18 protein-coding genes are annotated in these 16,908 nt (G+C 50.0%); 14 read left to right on the top strand and 4 right to left on the bottom strand.

From position 1 onward, the window contains the following. Positions 1-19 precede the first annotated feature (19 nt). The gene (locus MRBLPE1_RS08880) at positions 20-547 is read left to right on the top strand and encodes a DUF420 domain-containing protein (protein ID WP_364144171.1); all 528 of its coding nucleotides are present in this window, start codon (positions 20-22) and stop codon (positions 545-547) included. A 71-nt stretch (positions 548-618) separates the two neighbouring features. Here the strand turns inward: MRBLPE1_RS08880 and MRBLPE1_RS08875 are convergent, their stop codons facing one another. Further along, positions 619-1,551 carry an NAD(P)-dependent oxidoreductase gene (locus tag MRBLPE1_RS08875; protein WP_364144587.1) on the bottom strand — a complete coding sequence of 311 codons (933 nt, stop codon included), beginning with the start codon at positions 1,549-1,551 and terminating at the stop codon, positions 619-621. Between the two features lie 316 nt (positions 1,552-1,867). Here MRBLPE1_RS08875 and MRBLPE1_RS08870 point away from each other — a divergent pair, with 316 nt between their 5' ends. The 8 genes from MRBLPE1_RS08870 (at position 1,868) to MRBLPE1_RS08835 (ending at position 9,116) form a co-directional block, all read left to right on the top strand. Continuing rightward, complete coding sequence (locus MRBLPE1_RS08870) at positions 1,868-3,217, top strand: glucose-6-phosphate isomerase (protein ID WP_364144169.1); 1,350 nt, start codon at positions 1,868-1,870, stop codon at positions 3,215-3,217. A 36-nt stretch (positions 3,218-3,253) separates the two neighbouring features. Beyond that, on the top strand, positions 3,254-3,886 hold the full coding sequence (locus MRBLPE1_RS08865; RefSeq protein ID WP_364144167.1) for a YigZ family protein: 633 nt from the start codon (positions 3,254-3,256) through the stop codon (positions 3,884-3,886). Between the two features lie 291 nt (positions 3,887-4,177). Next, positions 4,178-4,939, top strand: coding sequence for a sulfate ABC transporter permease subunit CysT (gene cysT / locus MRBLPE1_RS08860; RefSeq protein ID WP_414698858.1), 762 nt, complete (start codon positions 4,178-4,180; stop codon positions 4,937-4,939). Continuing rightward, positions 4,939-5,736, top strand: a complete 798-nt coding sequence (locus tag MRBLPE1_RS08855; RefSeq protein ID WP_364144585.1) for a sulfate ABC transporter permease subunit — start codon at positions 4,939-4,941, stop codon at positions 5,734-5,736. The genes cysT and MRBLPE1_RS08855 overlap by 1 nt, the downstream gene beginning before the upstream one ends. 3 nt (positions 5,737-5,739) lie before the next feature. Next, on the top strand, positions 5,740-6,804 hold the full coding sequence (locus tag MRBLPE1_RS08850; RefSeq protein WP_364144162.1) for a sulfate/molybdate ABC transporter ATP-binding protein: 1,065 nt from the start codon (positions 5,740-5,742) through the stop codon (positions 6,802-6,804). Positions 6,805-6,837: 33 nt separating this feature from the next. After that, positions 6,838-7,908, top strand: a complete 1,071-nt coding sequence (locus MRBLPE1_RS08845; protein WP_364144159.1) for a sulfate ABC transporter substrate-binding protein — start codon at positions 6,838-6,840, stop codon at positions 7,906-7,908. Positions 7,909-8,088: 180 nt separating this feature from the next. Next, positions 8,089-8,400, top strand: a complete 312-nt coding sequence (locus MRBLPE1_RS08840) for a DUF1806 family protein (RefSeq protein WP_364144156.1) — start codon at positions 8,089-8,091, stop codon at positions 8,398-8,400. Further along, positions 8,397-9,116, top strand: coding sequence for a PIG-L family deacetylase (locus tag MRBLPE1_RS08835; protein ID WP_364144153.1), 720 nt, complete (start codon positions 8,397-8,399; stop codon positions 9,114-9,116). The genes MRBLPE1_RS08840 and MRBLPE1_RS08835 overlap by 4 nt, the downstream gene beginning before the upstream one ends. Before the next feature lie 16 nt (positions 9,117-9,132). Here MRBLPE1_RS08835 and MRBLPE1_RS08830 read toward each other — a convergent pair whose 3' ends face one another. Both MRBLPE1_RS08830 and MRBLPE1_RS08825 read right to left on the bottom strand, forming a co-directional pair. Continuing rightward, positions 9,133-10,290 carry an acyl-CoA dehydrogenase family protein gene (locus MRBLPE1_RS08830; protein WP_364144151.1) on the bottom strand — a complete coding sequence of 386 codons (1,158 nt, stop codon included), beginning with the start codon at positions 10,288-10,290 and terminating at the stop codon, positions 9,133-9,135. Positions 10,291-10,498: 208 nt separating this feature from the next. Next, positions 10,499-10,657: a hypothetical protein gene (locus tag MRBLPE1_RS08825; protein WP_364144149.1), complete on the bottom strand. Its 159-nt coding sequence runs from the start codon at positions 10,655-10,657 to the stop codon at positions 10,499-10,501. Between the two features lie 280 nt (positions 10,658-10,937). Here MRBLPE1_RS08825 and wrbA point away from each other — a divergent pair, with 280 nt between their 5' ends. The 4 genes from wrbA to MRBLPE1_RS08805 all read left to right on the top strand — a co-directional run bounded on the left by wrbA (position 10,938) and on the right by MRBLPE1_RS08805 (position 14,301). Further along, positions 10,938-11,534, top strand: a complete 597-nt coding sequence (gene wrbA / locus MRBLPE1_RS08820; RefSeq protein WP_364144147.1) for an NAD(P)H:quinone oxidoreductase — start codon at positions 10,938-10,940, stop codon at positions 11,532-11,534. A gap of 13 nt (positions 11,535-11,547) precedes the next feature. After that, a complete protein-coding gene (locus MRBLPE1_RS08815) occupies positions 11,548-11,688 on the top strand; it encodes a hypothetical protein (RefSeq protein ID WP_364144144.1) in 141 nt (46 codons plus the stop codon). Positions 11,689-11,728: 40 nt separating this feature from the next. Then, positions 11,729-11,962, top strand: coding sequence for a hypothetical protein (locus MRBLPE1_RS08810; RefSeq protein WP_364144141.1), 234 nt, complete (start codon positions 11,729-11,731; stop codon positions 11,960-11,962). Positions 11,963-12,204: 242 nt separating this feature from the next. After that, on the top strand, positions 12,205-14,301 hold the full coding sequence (locus tag MRBLPE1_RS08805; RefSeq protein ID WP_364144138.1) for a transglycosylase domain-containing protein: 2,097 nt from the start codon (positions 12,205-12,207) through the stop codon (positions 14,299-14,301). A gap of 84 nt (positions 14,302-14,385) precedes the next feature. On the opposite strand, the gene MRBLPE1_RS08800 is transcribed toward MRBLPE1_RS08805, so the two are convergent. Further along, a complete protein-coding gene (locus tag MRBLPE1_RS08800) occupies positions 14,386-14,778 on the bottom strand; it encodes a hypothetical protein (RefSeq protein ID WP_364144136.1) in 393 nt (130 codons plus the stop codon). A 296-nt stretch (positions 14,779-15,074) separates the two neighbouring features. Between MRBLPE1_RS08800 and MRBLPE1_RS08795 the strand changes: the two genes are divergently transcribed. After that, positions 15,075-16,898, top strand: coding sequence for an IucA/IucC family protein (locus MRBLPE1_RS08795; RefSeq protein ID WP_364144133.1), 1,824 nt, complete (start codon positions 15,075-15,077; stop codon positions 16,896-16,898). The last annotated feature ends 10 nt before the right edge of the window (positions 16,899-16,908 follow it).

Below are 16,908 nucleotides of genomic sequence, written 5' to 3'. Positions count from 1 at the left end.
GTGCGTTTATTGGGAGGTTATGCACTTGAAGGAAAAAAACGTTGGGCCCTTGGTTGCGATTTTGTCGCTGGTCCTGGTAGCGATCATCACGATTCTGTTCTTTCTGCCAGCTTACGATGGAGAAATTGGATTCGATGTTACGATATTGCCGCTGCTAAACGCGATTTTCAATTGCTTCACTTTTATCGCGCTCGTTGTTGCTTTGGCTGCGATTATGAAAAAGAACGTCCGTCTCCACCGTGCGTTTATCGGGGCTGCTTTTACGTCGACAACCCTATTTCTTGTTTCTTACGTTACGTATCACTATCTGACAGAATCAACGAAATACGGCGGAGAAGGCATCCTGCGCCCGATCTATTTCTTTATTTTGCTGAGTCATATCTTGCTCGCGATTGCGGTTGTTCCTCTTGCTCTGCTGTCTGCGGTCCGCGGCCTGCAAATGAAGGTGGACAAGCACCGCAAAATTGCCAGATGGACGATGCCGATATGGCTTTATGTAAGCATTACAGGCGTAGTCGTTTATCTGATGATCTCTCCTTACTACTAAGAAACTCCAAAAAAAGCGGGGCAAACGATCGTTCTCGGACGATCGTTTGCACCGCTTTTTCCGTTCCGCCGCTAGTGCAAATTATCTGAGCGGCCGCTTAGCTTGCGTCCGATCCATTGCTCATAGGCTTGACCGACGCTGCTCATGTCAAGTGCGCCAAGTCCCATTGATTCGCCCACTTGAAAGATACTTTTAGACGCTTCAAGAAGCGGCGAAGGCACGTTTAAGCTGTCCGATAAAACGGATGAAAGCCTCAGGTCCTTCAGCATCAGCTCCAGCGAAAATTGGACGTCGTAATTTCCTTCGAGCAGCTTTGGACCTTTCATTTCGGCTGCCTTGCTGGCTGCTCCGCCGGATTGAACGAGCTCAACGAACGCGCTGCCGTCAATTCCGCCGCTTGCTGCGATGGCCATTCCTTCTGCCAGGGCAACCACATTGATGCCGACAATCGTATTATGGGCAAGCTTGGCAATCGAGCCGCTGCCGTTTGCGCCCATGGGGATGACCTTGCGGCCCATAGCAAGCAATATATTCTCGACCTCGCTGATTTTATCCGTATCCCCGCCAACCATAAATACAAGCGTTCCGCCCTCGGCCGCCGGCTTGCTTCCGGTTACGGGCGCGTCGAGGAAGGCTGCCCCGTGCGCTTCTGCTTCTGCAGCAAGCTCTTTGGCTAACGTTGGAGAAATCGTGCTGCTGTCGATCAGGGTAATGCCGCTCCGGGTGCCGGCAAAAATACCGTTTTCCCCCCAATATACCTCGCGTATGGCCGCATCGTTGCTTATCATCGTAATGACGACATCCGAGGCCGCTGCAACGGAGGCAGGCGAATCCAGTTCCTTGGCGCCAAGCGCCAGCAAGCTCTCTGCTTTACCCGGCGTTCGGTTGTATACCGCCACCTCGTAGCCCTTTCGCAATAAATTCGACGCCATTCCGACTCCCATAACGCCCAAGCCGATAAATCCGACTTTGTTCATATCGATTTCCTCCGCTCCATAACGTATTTTAATATATAAGAATTTATATGTTCTCTCATATAGTTATTCTTATATATCTCCGCAAAACAGCTGCTTTTGCCGCAGAAGACGCGAACAACCGTGTATACTTGTATGATTATACAGATTCTTCATTTATTTTTCATGGTTCGTTGCTTGTTTTTATAAGGTAAATCCGATATTGTAGAGGCTAAGTTGAAAAGCATTATCAAGGAATGGATTTATTTTAAGCGTTCCCTATAAGAAGCATTATGGCTTCGCAGGCGTTTGGCTTTTGCTTACGAAGTATTTTTGTTTCACAAAATTTTAGGAGGTTTAAATTTACATGAGCAAAACAGTACAGTTTGACTACAGCAAAGCGCTGACATTTATTGGCCAGCATGAAATCGATTATATGGCGGAATCCGTTCGCCTAGCGCATGAGCAATTACATAACGGTACAGGCACGGGTTCGGATTACCTGGGCTGGATCGACCTTCCTACAAACTACGATAAAGAAGAGTTTGCCCGCATTCAGAAGGCTGCCGACAAGATCAAATCGGACTCGGAGGTGCTGATCGTAATCGGTATCGGCGGTTCTTATCTTGGCGCTCGGGCCGCTATCGAAGCGTTGTCGCACTCTTTCTATAATATCTTGCCAAAAGAACAGCGCAAGACGCCGCAGGTATTGTTCGCCGGCAACAACATCAGCTCCACTTACGTTACTCACCTATTGCAACTGGTTGAAGGCCGCGATTGGTCGATCAACGTCATCTCCAAATCAGGAACAACGACAGAGCCGGCTATCGCCTTCCGCGTATTCCGCGCAGCGCTTGAGAAGCAATACGGCAAAGAAGAAGCACGCAAGCGCATCTATGCAACAACAGACAGCGAGAAGGGCGCGCTTAAAAAGCTATCGTCCGAGGAAGGCTACGAATCGTTTATCATTCCAGACGATGTCGGCGGCCGTTACTCCGTGCTTACGGCTGTAGGCTTGCTGCCTATCGCAGCTGCCGGAATCAATATCGAATCCATCATGCAGGGCGCGGCTGACGCATCCAAAGAATACAGCAACCCTAACCTTGCCGAGAATGAAGCTTACCAGTACGCCGCAGCCCGCAACGCGCTGTACCGCAAAGGCAAAGCAACCGAAATTCTCGTGAACTACGAGCCGTCGCTGCACTTTGTATCGGAGTGGTGGAAACAGCTCTTCGGCGAAAGCGAAGGCAAGGATTTTAAAGGCATTTTCCCGGCAGCGGTAGATTTCTCGACGGATTTGCACTCGATGGGCCAGTTTATCCAAGAGGGTAACCGGAACATTTTCGAAACCGTCATTCAAGTAAGAGAAGTGGCAGAGCACATCTCCATCGAGCATGACGATGCGGATCTTGACGGTCTGAACTTCCTGACCGGCAAAACGATGGACTTCGTTAACAAGAAAGCTTTCGAAGGAACGCTTCTTGCGCATACGGACGGACAAGTTCCGAACTTTATCGTGAACATTGCCGATATGACGCCTTACACATTTGGTTACCTTGTCTATTTCTTCGAAAAAGCATGCGGAATCAGCGGTTACCTGCTTGGCGTTAATCCGTTCGACCAACCGGGCGTTGAGGCTTATAAGAAGAATATGTTCGCATTGCTTGGCAAGCCGGGCTTTGAGAAAGAAAAAGCCGAGCTGGAAGCAAGGCTGTAACAGGCCCGCTTGATCGGGATACGGGAGCCATAGCCTATGCTGGAGAAATACAAAACGGTCAGGCAGCAGGCCAGCGCCGAGATCGTGATCAAGAAATCGCGATTCATCGGATACGCGAAGCCAGTGGAATCGGAAGAGGAAGCCGTCGCGTTTATTAACGAAATCAAGCAGCTGCATAAACAGGCGACGCATAACTGTTCTGCTTATATGGTGGGCGAGCGCGATCAGTTCCAGAAGGCGTCAGATGACGGGGAGCCAAGCGGTACGGCGGGTAAGCCGATTCTAGAGGTCATTAAGCATAAAGGGCTGAAAAATATCGCCGTCGTCGTGACGCGGTATTTCGGAGGCATTATGCTTGGAGCAGGCGGGCTCGTCCGTGCGTACACGGACGGCGCGGTTGCCGGCATCGAGGCGGCTGATGAAATCGTAAACGTGCTTCATCGCGAAGTGTTCGTGGATGTGGATTATACATGGTACGGCAAGCTGGAGAACGAGCTGCACGGTAAGGGGACGCGCGTAGGCGGAACGGATTTTACGGACCGCGTCATCGTGCGCTGCCTGCCTGAAGCGCCCGAGGCAGAGGCGTTTATCGCTTGGATAACCGATCTGACGCAGGGGCAGGCGATCGTTTCAGAAGGCGAGAATGCTTACTATATTGAAGGCGAATAAGAAGACGAGGAGCATCAGCGGAAGCTGGTCTCCTCTCTTTTTGTAGATAGGGGTGCTTGCAGCTCGGGGGTTCATAAGAAATGGCTATGAAAGCGATTAGTTTTTCTAAATTTTTTATTGACTTAATCCCAGTTTGGATGCTACATTATTAATACCTAGTAACTTAATAGGAATTATGTTTTTACTTGTTTTGCTACACCTGCGGCACGAGCCGATGGTCTGGGAGGTAAAGTCACAGTGAATGCTTTGTTTCGCGGAAAAGGGTGGAGCTTCGGTTTTCGAAGCGCCATTATGCTTTATTTTGTCATTCTAATCGTATTACCAATTCTCGGTATTTATACGCAATCCTTTTCGCTTGGATGGACTCCTTTCTGGGAAAGCGTCACTGATCCACTAGCTTGGAAGGCCGTGCTTCTTACGGTGAAGCTGGCCGTCATCGCAACGATTCTAAACGTATTCTTGGGCACGATGATCGGATGGGTGCTTATTCGTTATCGTTTTCCGGGACGGCGCCTGCTCAATAGCTTAGTCGATTTGCCGTTTGCATTGCCGACAGCGGTCGGCGGACTGATGATTTTGCTGCTGCTTGGCCCAAATAGCTTCGTTGGGGGCTTGGCGGAGAAAATAGGCATCGAGATCGTGTTTCATGAACCTGCGATTATCGTAGCGATGCTGTTCGTTACGTTTCCCTTCGTAATCCGGGCCATTCAACCGCTGCTTGAGGAAATGGACAAATCGGAGGAAGAAGCGGCCTATACTTTAGGCGCAACGCGTGCGAAAACATTTTTCAGCGTTATATTTCCTACTATGCTGCCAGGTATTTTAAGCGGCGCGATGCTGGCCTTCTCCCGCGGACTAGCGGAGTTTGGCGCAGTCGTGCTCGTAGCCGGTAATATTCCGGGAAAGACGCTTATCGCATCGGTTTATATTTTTGGAGAAATCGAAAGCAGTAATCCGCAGGGAGCGGCTGCCGTATCAGTGCTGCTGCTGACGCTATCCTTCCTCATCCTCTGGACGGTTAACCTCATTCAAGGCAGGAGGAGCGACCAATGATGAGAAGATTGTGGATTACATTAACGTATATCGTTTTTGGTTTATTGCTGATCGCCCCGCTGATCAAGATTTTTACCGGCTCTTGGGCTGACGGCTGGAGCGGATTTATCGAGGGGATTACAAGACCTCAGTCGCTGCACGCGCTCATGATGACAGGAATTATCGTCGTGGTCGTTACAGGCTTGAACACGGTATTTGGCATTATGCTGGCGATGTATCTTGTCCGTGCCGTGTGGATCGGTCGGCGGATGAAGCGCCTGCTCAACAGCTTGGTCGATTTGCCGTTCGCGGTATCGCCGGTTATTGGCGGTCTGATGATCGTGCTTATTCTAGGACCGAATACGGTGATTGGCACGTTGTTTGAAGATGCGGGCTTCAAAATCGTATACGCGCTGCCGGGGATGATTCTTGCGACCTTGTTCGTAACGTTCCCGCTTATGGTGCGCGAGGTGATGCCGGTGCTTCAGGAGATCGGAGCACAGCAGGAGGAAGCGGCATCCACCCTTGGCGCCTACTCTTGGTATACGTTTTGGAAGGTAACCTGGCCCTCGATCCGATGGGGAGTTATCTATGGCGTTGTTCTGACGGTAGCACGCTCGCTGGGGGAATTTGGCGCGGTGCTCGTCGTGTCCGGAAATATTATGAATAAAACGCAAACGGCAACAACGCTTGTGTATCAGGATGTAGAAAATTTCAACGTGGTTGCCGCCAACGGCGTGGCGCTCGTTCTTGCGGCATTTTCCGTCGGACTGCTGCTGCTAATGGAATGGGCGAAAAAACGAAAGGAAGTGCATTAAGCCATGCATATTGAAGTACGGAACTTAAACAAAAACTTTGGCGATTTTCATGCAGTGAAAGATGTTAGCTTTGAAATCGAAAAAGGTCATCTGATCGGCTTGCTCGGACCGAGCGGCGGCGGTAAAACGTCCATACTTCGTATGCTGGCGGGGCTTGAGTCTCCTTCCTCGGGCGATATTATTTTCCATGGCAAACGCGTTAACGATCTTCCGCCGCAGGAGCGCGGGATCGGGTTTGTCTTCCAAAACTACGCGTTGTTCAAGCATATGACCGTTTTTGACAACATTGCTTTCGGTTTAAAGGTGAAGAAGCAATCCAAGGAGCAAATTCGCGAGCGTGTCATGTATCTGGTCGAACTGACCGGCTTGAAGGGCTTCGAGCATCGGTATGCGCATCAGCTGTCCGGCGGACAGCGCCAACGCGTTGCCTTCGCCCGTGCGCTTGCGCCGGAGCCGCAGCTGCTGCTGCTCGATGAGCCCTTCGCGGCCATCGATGCAAAGATCCGGACAGAGCTTCGCACTTGGCTTAAGGAAATGATCGAGCGTGTCGGCATCACTTCCATTTTCGTTACGCATGACCAAGAGGAAGCGATTGAAGTCGCCGATGAGATCATGATCATCAGCAAAGGCAAGCTTGAACAGAAGGGCAGCCCTTGGGATATTTACAAAAATCCCGAGACGCCGTTCGTCGCCAGCTTTATCGGCGAATCCACGATCGTGGACAATATCTCGGAGCTTAAGGGCTTTGAAGATGCGGGAAGCCGTCCTGGAACCAAAGCGCTTATCCGTCCGGAATATATTGAGATCGGCAAGCCGGGGGAAATCAAGCTTGCCTCCGCAACGCTCCCAGGTAAAGTGAAGCATCTGCATTTCCGCGGCAGCGAGTGGATGGTTGAGCTGCTTGTCGGCGATACAAAGCTGATTACGTACCGATCGCTCGAGAAGGAAGTGCTTCATCCGGGGGATCAGGTCAGCGTGCTTGTGCACCGTGCCTACTTATTCAATGACAACGAAAGCTGGATTGAGGAAAATAAATTGAAGGTTGATCCGATGCCTATCCATATCTAACCAAAAGCTACGTAGAAAGAGTTGTATGCGAACATGAAAATCAATCGAGCAACAAGTCAGCGCATGTTCATTCTCCTGCTAGCCTCCGTCCTGCTGCTCACCGCAGCAGGCTGCGGCACAGAAGAGCAGACGAACGGCAATGCGGCTGGGTCTACCGTACAGGACGGCGATGTAACACTTGTAATCGGTGCATATTCGGTGGTGAAGGACGCTTTTGCTGACGTACTCCCCGCATTCCAAGATTATTGGCTGCAGGAGACGGGACAGAAGGTAACCTTTCAGGAATCGTATGAGGCTTCAGGGACACAGGCACGCGCGATTGCCGGCGGATTTGAAGCGGATGTCGCTATTCTTGCGATGGAAGGCGATCTGGATAAAATCGCGGATGCCGGCTTCATCACGCATGATTGGAAGGCTCAGAGTAACGGCGGGAACATTACGAACTCCATCGTTGTATTAGGTACCCGTAAGGGTAATCCGCTCGCTATTAAAGATTGGGATGATTTGACGCGGGAGGGCGTTAAGGTGCTTTATCCCAATCCGAAAACCTCCGGCGGGGCGCAGTGGGACATCAATGCCATTTATGGCGCGGGTCTGAAGCAATCGGAGGAAAAAAACGGCACGAAGGATGAGGCTTACGCCAAAAGCTTCCTAAAAGCCGTTCACGCGAACGTGGAATCGCTCGACAAAAGCGGACGCGCATCGATGGCCGCCTTTGAATACGGGGTTGGCGATGTTATCGTCACTTATGAGAATGAGCTGCTCGCACGCATTAAGAAGGGCGTCGATTACGATATCGTCGTGCCGAAAAGCACGATTTTGATCGAGAATCCGGCTGCAATCGTGGATAAGAATGCGGATAAGCATGGCTCGCGCAAGGTAGCCGAAGCTTTCATCGCTTATCTTCACAGCGACGAGGCACAACGTTTATTCGTCGAGCATGGCTTCCGTGCCGTGGATGAGAAGGTTGCGGCGGACACGAAGGACCTTTATACGGTTCCTGATGAGCTGTTCGACATTTCATACTTAGGCGGTTGGCCCGAGGTCAGACAAAACCTTTATTCGAAAAAAGGGATCTGGTATCAAGTGCTGGCCGATTTGTAGCATACGGGAAAAAACGCTTCAGGCATTTGTCTGAAGCGTTTTTTTGTCATGCATGCTGAACAAGGAGTTAGCATATGCGGATCAATGAGCCTACCTTCACCTTCCTATGGTGAACGACCAGAGGCACATGCTAAAATGTAATAGCTCCTATTAACTTTATAGAAGGGGAATGAAGCGGCGATGAAATACATAAACAAGCCAGAGCTGGAAGCAGCGTTCCAAGGCTTCCGAGCGCAGGAGGCCTATCTTCATAGCGAAGCGACGTCCTTCGTTTTTGTTCGGAATTTCAAAGTGAGGCTCGAAGAAGTTTTTATTGCGGGTGAAGGGCCGTATCGGATAGCGCTGCGCTTTGATGAAATAGGCTGGCTGCGTATGGAAGCCCTTACCCATTACGAAATAATGGCGGATGGCAAGCTGCTGCTTGCCGGTTACGACGAGTTTGGCAGGATGAATGTCGCTCTCCACCTAGGAAAGGAGCCGTTTCCGGAATGACTGAAAATCACGGTAATCGAAAAGGCAGGCTGCTGGCCGTGTTCGCTCATCCTGACGATGAGTCTTTTATATGCGGCGGAACGTTGGCTAAATATGCGGACAGGGGGGTTGAAATCACGCTTGTAAGTGCAACAAGGGGAGATATGGGGCGCCGGATGGGAAATCCGCCTTATGTAAATAGAGAGTCCATGCCGGAGATTCGGGAAAAGGAGCTGCGGAAAGCCTGTGATGCGCTTGGCATCCAACGTCTGGAGTTTTTCGGTATTCGCGATAAAATGGTTGAATTTTACGATTCTAATCGTTTGATTGACAGAATAGGCGAGTTGATGGAGGAGATCCGTCCTGATGTGGTACTGACCTTTCATGAGACATTAGGCGGACACCCTGATCACTGTGCAATAGGGAAGGCCGCCACCGCGGCTTTTCACCGAACCCGGCAGCAGGGCTCCCTCTATTTCATCAGCTTTGGCGATGCCATGGAAGCCCCCGAACGATTCGGCTATTCCAAACAGGACATTGTAAAAATCGATGTTCGGGGGCATTTGGCCGCGAAGCTCGCAGCCTTCCGCGCGCATCGGTGCCAAACCGAAATTGACGAGTGGGTATGGCAGCCGGATCGGGAGGCGCTTGCCAAGCTGGGCCGGTATGAGTATTTTATAGCCGGAATGCAAGATGCATCCATGCCGCTTGTCGCCGATGATTTGTTTCAACCGTAAACCGCGGAGTAGAACATCATCGTTTTTCGGCCAGAGCGCTCAAGGCGAGCGTTTGCAGCACCATATTGTCCATCGGCGGGTTGTGAAGGCCTGCCCGGACATCGCGATAGTAGCGTTCCAAAGGCAGGTTTCTGGATAAGCTGGCGCCGCCTACGATTCGCATAGCCATGTCGACCACTCTAATCGCGTTATTCGTAGCGACAAACTTGGCCAGCCCTAGCTCCGGCCGCAATGACGGCCGTTGCTCTATTTCCCGATCCCAGCGGCCTGCCGCTTCATAAACGAGCGAGCGGGCGGTACGCAGCTCGATTTCCATCTGTCCAATCGATTGTTGAACCGTTGCAAGCTCGGCGATTGGGCCTTGAAGATGATTCGGGCGATAGGTTTGCGCGAATGAGATTGCATAGTCACGCGCAGCCATTGCGATGCCTAAGTAGCAAGCCGGGATATGCAGAAGCCATCCGCCGCCGTCGTCGGTGCCTTTTCCGGAGAGACGGTGTTCATCGGGAACGAAAACCTCGCTCATGACCACATCATGGCTTCCGGTTCCGCGCATGCCGACCGTATCCCATGTTTCAATCATGCTCACCCGGTCGTTCTTGTAGACTAGAAAATCCGCAGTGCCTTCTTCCTCAGGAATATAGGCGGTTACGACAAACCGGTCAAGGATCGGCGCGAGGGTGCTGAAGGTTTTGCGTCCCGTAATGAGCCAACCGGCCTCTGTCCGTACCGCGGTCGTTTCGGGCCGGCCGCCGCGGCTGGGGCTTCCTGAGGCGGCTTCGCTTGCAAAAGTATTGATCATGGCTCCTTTGGATACGACAGCCAGGCAAAGCTCGTCAAACAGCGCATCCGGCCACTTCCGGGTCGTTCGCAGGTGTAACATCTGTCCAAGATGCCAGCCTACGGCTAGGGCTGTTGAACCATCGCCATAGGCTAAGCGCTCCTGAAGCGAAACCAGTTCGTGAAGCGAAATCTCGTCGCCTCCATATTTTTTCGGTACCGTAAGCTTTAAGTAGCCGGCGTCCCGCAAGTCGGCGAAATTTTCATGCGGGAATGAGCCTTCCCGGTCATGGATATTCGCCCGCTCGGCAAATCGGGCCGCTAACTCCTCGGCTTTCTCGGCATGTTCCTTCTCCGCGGCACTGCGGATATATTGATCGATGAGCCGTCCCATTTAGGAAGCACTCCTTTCATCTATAGGTTGGTCCCTTTCTCGCATTTTACCATAACCTATGGATAAGCATACGGAATGCTTTTCAATTTAAGCGATAATCGCATTGCAAAATAAAGTAGGCAATCCTATAATATCACCGGATACAAACATAAGGCAGCCGCAAAGTCGATGATTCGACTCTGCGGCTGCCTTATGTTTGTTATTCCGTTTAGAACATAGGGAATACATAACGAACCAGGAAGTACAGGACTCCAAAAAAGATGATGACATAGGCAGCATATTTGATGAAGGTAGATGCTACCAAGCTGGAATCCGACTTTTTCTCCACATGACGTTCTTCGATATCAAGATTACGTTGCGTTGTCATTTGAACCACTCCCTTTGGTGATTTTGTTAATCTTCATTACCCTAATGGGTGAGTGCTGAAACATCGGAAGCCACAGGGGAGCTGCCGTACACGAGTCAATTCGTTCATTTGAAGCGTAAGGCAAACGGGGTTCCAACTCTCGATATTTTTCGATCATTTCTCGGGAAATAGTCGGATTCAACGTCATTCAGCCGCATTTTTTGATTAATAACAGCAAAGGAAGGGTATTAAATAGTCGGCTAAACGTGAACCGATCATTCCGTGAGGAGGAAAAAGGATTATGGTGAAATTAGCGATTGTTTATTACAGTGCGACTGGTACAAACTATGAAATGGCTAAAGCGGCAGAAGAGGCGGCTTTATGCCAGGAGGCAGAAGTTCGACTTTTACGCGTTGCCGAGCAAGCCCCGGAAGAGGTTATTGCTGCCAATGCCGCTTGGAAAAAACATCATGAAGAAACATCCGGGGTTTCCGTTGCGAAACCGGAGGATTTAGAATGGGCCGATGCCATTTTATTCGGAACTCCCACCCGCTTTGGCAATGCTGCCGCGCAGCTCCGGCAGTTTATCGATACGACCGGCGGTTTGTGGGCAAAAGGGAAGCTGGCGAATAAAGTGGTCTCCGCGTTCACCTCCGCGCAAAATCCGCACGGCGGACAGGAAGCGACGATTCTTTCCCTTTATACGACATTTTATCATTGGGGAGCCATCGTTGTAGCTCCGGGCTATACCGATCCCGTTTTATTTAAAGCGGGAGGAAATCCTTACGGCACGAGCGCGACTGTCGATGAGAATGGACATTTTGATCCCATCGCGCTTGAGGCAATTAAGGTACAAACGAATCGCGTGATTGACGTAACGAAACGATTGAATAGGTAAGAAGGGGAGCTGTATGCCACAAAAAACAACCGAGCTCCGCAGCAGCGGAGCTTATTTGCGTGCGGCAGGAGTTATTTTCCAAAGGCCGGTTCTAAATGGAGAAGCTCCGAATATCTTAGTTAATGAAGCCCTATTGCTGCAGGTCTGCCAATAGCTTTGCAAAACAATAGAATAGGGCAGCAGGAGGATAAAAGTTGAACAAAGGTTGGAAACAGTTGAAGAAAAACACGGAACGGTTCCATAGCAGCAGAGATGTATTATACGAGATTGAGCAAACGATAGCAGAACTCGAAATTTATTTGAAAACAAACCCGGAGGATGAAATCGCGATGATCCAATATCAACAATTTTTGGACAAACGGAAGGGCTTCCGCCTATTATGGGCAGAGGCTTACGAGCAGCTTTCTCTTAGGGAAATGCAGGCGTAACCAAATAGAGCAGTACTGCCAAAAAGATGGACATGCAGGATTGAAATCGCATTCCATTTTAGAAACGAACAATGATGGTGTTTAAGCAATGGCGAATGCGTCTAAAAGATGCTAGGGGACAGAAATCTGTTCTCTGGCATTTTTTTATGCAAACAATTAGCAAATGAGTTAAACGTACTAAAAAACGTTTTGCTCTGCGAATGGTTTAAAAAAGAGATAAGCATCAGCTTGGGGGAAACGTAATGAAGATCAATCCGGCTTTACAAAAGAAAAGGAAGATATTAAAGACGATTTTAATTCTGTTTGCCGCCTTATTGGTCATCTCGGTGCTTGGCGGATGGACAGCCTTTCGGATGCTCATAAACAAACAGGACATTGCCCGGCTCGATGTGCCGCTGCCTGCGGCAACGATCCTGTATGATCAAAACGGAGATGAAGCGACCCGTATTTCATTTAATAAAATCGAAGAAATCGGATATGCCGATATCCCCAAACATATGGTGGATGCGGTCGTTGCGGTAGAGGATAAGCGTTTTTTTGAACATGAAGGCATGGACATGAGGGCGATTAGCCGTGCATTTGTAACCAATTTCACCTCGGGCGGCACGGTACAAGGCGGCAGTACGATTACGCAGCAGTTGGCCAAAAATGTATTTTTGACGCAGGAACGGACCTGGACGAGGAAATGGAACGAAGTGCTGCTTGCCAAAAAAATCGAAGAAAATTACACCAAGCAGCAAATTGTGGAAATGTATTTGAATCAGATTTATTTTGGCGAGGGAGCCTGGGGGATTAACCGGGCAGCGAGCACGTATTTTGGAAAAGAGGCGAAGCAGCTTACTGTGGCAGAATCCGCATTGCTGGCCGGCTTGATAAAGGCGCCATCGGCGCTTACTCCCTATAAGCATGAGGAACGGGCGCTGGAGAGAAGAAATGTTGTTCTTCAGCTTATGAAGGATCAAGCATTAATTAGCGATGAAATATACAGCAAGGCTGTCAAAGAGCCCATTCAATTGTTAAGCTCGAAGCCTAACCGCGTAGATGACATTCGTTATCCCTATTATGTGGATCAAATCATCCGCGAAGCGATGACAGCGTACGGGCTCACGGAAAATGAAGTACTCCAAGGCGGGCTGAGAATCTATACCGAATTGGATACGAAAATGCAGCAAGCCGCAGAGCAGGTTTACGCGAAGGAAGCTCTATTTCCAGAGAGTTCCGAAGACCAGCTTATTCAAAGCAGCGCCGTCTTGGTTGATCCTCGCAGCGGCGGCATCCGGGCACTTGTGGGAGGAAGAGGCGAGCAGCCTTTTCGCGGTTTTAACCGGGCCGTCCAGCTTAAACGGCAGCCGGGATCGACGATCAAGCCGGTAGCCGTCTATACGCCTGCATTGGAGTCGGGTTACAAGCCAACCGACGAGCTGCTGGATGAACCGATCAACTTGAACGGTTATGAGCCCCAGAATGCGGACGGCTCCTTTCACGGCCGAGTGTCTTTGTACGAAGCGCTTATTAACTCCTATAATATTCCGGCCGTGAAATTATTGAATGAGATGGGCATTCAGAAGGGGATCGATGCCGCGGCGCGATTCGGCATTCCTTTGACAGATGAGGACCGGTCGTTAGGGCTTGCGCTTGGTGGTCTTCATGAAGGCGTAGCGCCGCTTCATATGGCTGAAGCCTTCGGCGTGTTCGCCAATGACGGCGTACGCAAGCATGCCCATGCCATTACCCGCATCGAATCCGCAGATGGCACCGTGCTTGCTGAATTTGATCAAAGCGCAAGCGAAGAAAAGGTAACGGAGCCAGCTATTGCGCGCACGATGACAGCCATGCTGGAAGGTGTCGTCAAGGAAGGCACGGGTGAAGCCGCCGCTTTGGAGGGCCGCCCGCTTGCCGGTAAGTCCGGAACTACGCAGATGTCGGGAACGACAGGCTACAGCGCTAAGGATAATTGGTTTGTCGGCTACACGCCTCAGCTTGTAGGCGCGGTATGGCTTGGTTATGACGAAACGGATAGCAGCCACTATTTGTCAACGAGCTCCAAGGCCGCTGCGGCAGTATTTCAAGCGTTATTCACGGGAGCATTGAAGGATGAGCCGATCATGGCGTTTCCAGAGGCGCCAGCGCTTGTTCTCAAAAAGAAGAAAGAAGAAAATGATAAGGAATCAGAAGAGAAAGAGAAGGATAGAGAAGACGAGAAAACAAATAAAGAGCGCGAACGTGAGAAAGCAAAAGAGGAGAAGCAAAGCAAAAAAGAACGGGAAAAGGAGCGGAATGAAGACAAGGACAAAGGCAATGGGCGCAATAAGAAGAACGGCAAGGACGATAATGACTAAATTCCGTTCTATCCAGATATAGGTCTGAGGTTAGATAAGGGACGTTCTCCGCATGCTCCATGCCATGCATACGGAGAACGTCCTTTATTTTCCTTTTGCAACCATAAAGCCGGCAAAGACAATGGCTAAGCCAATCCACGTTCGCCAAGTAGGGGCTTCCCGCATAAAGATAAAACCCATGAGCAGCGAGATTAACATCTCTAACCCCTTTGACGCAAGCAGTACATATCCTAAATTTCCGAGTACTTTGTATCCCAGCTTAATGCCGTAACCGATACATAAATTGGCGATTAAAAATAGCGGCAGCGCTAGCAGCTGAAACTTAACCGTTGTCCAGAAGTGAGGATCAATATGCTTGCTTTGATAAGAGTAAACCAGGTTAACAATGAACAGTCCCGTTAACAGCAGCGAAGAACCATAGATATAATTCAAAACGACCTCCGTTTGTTTTTTGTCCTCTACAAATAATGTTTCCATCAGCCAACTTTTTATGAATACAAGATCCGTAATCGGCCGAACGGCACAGGAATGTCGAAAAATGACGATGGATCTCCTGAAACAGGAAATTGTAGTTTAAAAGTACTATTTTTATCCAGAGTGTTGTATTGATAATGATAATCATTTACGATTACTCATGAAGTGATCAGCCCATTTTATAAACGTTTGAACAGGGAGGTATTTTTATCGTTTATACGTCGCACACCGGCGATGATGCGAAGGGGAAGCCTCGCAAGCAATCGATTGATGATCAAGCCTGCCCAAATGCTAAGCAAGTGGCGGAAGAGGCTACTATAACGAATATTTTGAACTGCTATTTGCGCGAATCCGGACAGGAGCATGCCGTTACCGACTTGATTCCTGCTGATTTTCCAAGAAATGCGTATTCCAATCCATGCGCCGGCTATTTGCATATCCCTCTTTTCAGTCAGCATGTCGATGTGTATGCCGCTGTGCAATATGTATCGGCAACGGGCAGGCATCACTATCAATTTCCGATGTATTACCGTAATTCAAAGCAAGGCATGATGCTCGAAGCAGATTATTTAACGCTGACGGCGCTTATCGTGAAAGAGCTGTCGATTGTTTATCAGAACGGCCATTTTGCGGGGGAATTCGTGTATCGGGTTATTCAGAGCTGCCAAAATATCCAATCATTCATCGAATCCCGGAAGGATGATCATGAAAGCCTCTACGGTACTTCGTTTTCATTTATGGATGCAGAGCAGGCGCTCATTTTCGGCCATTCCATGCATCCCACGCCAAAGAGCAGGCAAGGGATTCCTGATACGGGAAAACCACAGTTTTCCCCTGAATTGAAGGGACGGTTCCGCATGCATTATTTTGCGGCGAAAGCTGCAATCGTCAAGGAAGGTTCAAGCTTGGCGCTATCCGCGACGGATTGGATCAAAGGGCATATCAGCACGCAGAAAGCCTTTAAATCGCATCCCATACAAAATTATATCCATTCATCCGATTGGTCGATTATTCCGGTGCATCCCCTGCAAGCCGAGCGGCTTTTGAGCGATCCGGAGGTGTGCAGGTGGCTGGAACTCGGCGAGCTGCTGGATCTGGGCCGGCTGGGCGAGGAATATCAAGCAACATCATCTATACGCACGCTCTATCATCCGGAAGCCCCGTTTATGCTTAAGGTATCGGTGCCGATCAAAGTGACGAATTCTCTGCGGATTAATAAGGGCAGGGAGCTTGCCTGCGGCGGAGAGGTCATGCGGCTGCTCGAAACGTCTGTGGGAGACGTAAGCAGGCTGTATCCGGCTTTCACGATTGTAAACGACCCGGCATTCATAACGCTCCGTTCGCAGCATCATACCGAATCCGGTTTTGAAGTTGTGCTGCGCGCGAATACGTTCATCCAGGAAGCGGCGGAGCAGGTTGCGGTTATCGCATCACTCGTACAGCAGGCGATACCGGGCCAAAAGTCGCGTCTCGGCAATGTGATCGAATCCATCGCGCAGCGGGAAGGGCGTCCGCTCGACGAAATAAGCAGGGATTGGTTCAAGCGCTATCTGAAGCTGTCGCTTGGTCCAATGCTGTGGCTGTACATGAAATACGGGGTTGCGTTAGAGGCCCATCAGCAAAACAGCGTAATCCGGCTGGAGGACGGTTATCCCGCGCAATATTATTACCGCGACAACCAGGGTTTTTATTTCTGCGAATCGACAAGAGGCCGGCTTGAAGAGGCGCTTCCGGGAATCGGTGAAATTACAGGCAATTTCTATGAGGATCAAACCGTCGATGAAAGATTTTGCTACTACGTGATCGTGAATCATTTATTTGGTTTGATACAAGGGTTCGGGTCGGAAGGCTTGATCGATGAAAGGGAATTGCTGCAAGAGCTGGTCACGGAGATTGAAGCCTACATTCCGATGGGACGTCCCGGCTCCTCATTGTTCGAAATGCTTCTGCAAAAGGAAAAGCTCCCGTGCAAGGCGAATCTGCTCACCCGGTTTTATGATGTGGATGAGCTGGAGGGCAGCAATGAGACGCCGGCTATTTACGTTCAAATCGATAATCCGATCTTTCGATATATTCAGGAGAACAAGCTATCGGCCTCGAGCAGACTGTCAGCCGCCTATTGAGAAAAAGCCG

The organism is Paenibacillus sp. LPE1-1-1.1 (genome assembly GCF_040676435.1).
In the GTDB taxonomy this organism is placed as follows: domain Bacteria; phylum Bacillota; class Bacilli; order Paenibacillales; family Paenibacillaceae; genus Pristimantibacillus.
Note: the sequence above shows the minus strand (reverse complement) of the source record. Positions and strands in the feature narration are given on the sequence as shown.

Excerpts from the sequence above, each read along its gene's own strand:
- MRBLPE1_RS08880 (WP_364144171.1), top strand. The coding sequence starts at position 20 with ATGCACTTGAAGGAAAAAAACGTTGGGCCCTTGGTTGCGATTTTGTCG.
- MRBLPE1_RS08870 (WP_364144169.1), top strand. The coding sequence starts at position 1,868 with ATGAGCAAAACAGTACAGTTTGACTACAGCAAAGCGCTGACATTTATT.
- MRBLPE1_RS08865 (WP_364144167.1), top strand. The coding sequence starts at position 3,254 with ATGCTGGAGAAATACAAAACGGTCAGGCAGCAGGCCAGCGCCGAGATC.
- cysT (WP_414698858.1), top strand. The coding sequence starts at position 4,178 with ATGCTTTATTTTGTCATTCTAATCGTATTACCAATTCTCGGTATTTAT.
- MRBLPE1_RS08855 (WP_364144585.1), top strand. The coding sequence starts at position 4,939 with ATGAGAAGATTGTGGATTACATTAACGTATATCGTTTTTGGTTTATTG.
- MRBLPE1_RS08850 (WP_364144162.1), top strand. The coding sequence starts at position 5,740 with ATGCATATTGAAGTACGGAACTTAAACAAAAACTTTGGCGATTTTCAT.
- MRBLPE1_RS08845 (WP_364144159.1), top strand. The coding sequence starts at position 6,838 with ATGAAAATCAATCGAGCAACAAGTCAGCGCATGTTCATTCTCCTGCTA.
- MRBLPE1_RS08840 (WP_364144156.1), top strand. The coding sequence starts at position 8,089 with ATGAAATACATAAACAAGCCAGAGCTGGAAGCAGCGTTCCAAGGCTTC.
- MRBLPE1_RS08835 (WP_364144153.1), top strand. The coding sequence starts at position 8,397 with ATGACTGAAAATCACGGTAATCGAAAAGGCAGGCTGCTGGCCGTGTTC.
- MRBLPE1_RS08830 (WP_364144151.1), bottom strand. The coding sequence starts at position 10,290 with ATGGGACGGCTCATCGATCAATATATCCGCAGTGCCGCGGAGAAGGAA.
- MRBLPE1_RS08825 (WP_364144149.1), bottom strand. The coding sequence starts at position 10,657 with ATGACAACGCAACGTAATCTTGATATCGAAGAACGTCATGTGGAGAAA.
- wrbA (WP_364144147.1), top strand. The coding sequence starts at position 10,938 with ATGGTGAAATTAGCGATTGTTTATTACAGTGCGACTGGTACAAACTAT.
- MRBLPE1_RS08815 (WP_364144144.1), top strand. The coding sequence starts at position 11,548 with ATGCCACAAAAAACAACCGAGCTCCGCAGCAGCGGAGCTTATTTGCGT.
- MRBLPE1_RS08805 (WP_364144138.1), top strand. The coding sequence starts at position 12,205 with ATGAAGATCAATCCGGCTTTACAAAAGAAAAGGAAGATATTAAAGACG.
- MRBLPE1_RS08800 (WP_364144136.1), bottom strand. The coding sequence starts at position 14,778 with ATGGAAACATTATTTGTAGAGGACAAAAAACAAACGGAGGTCGTTTTG.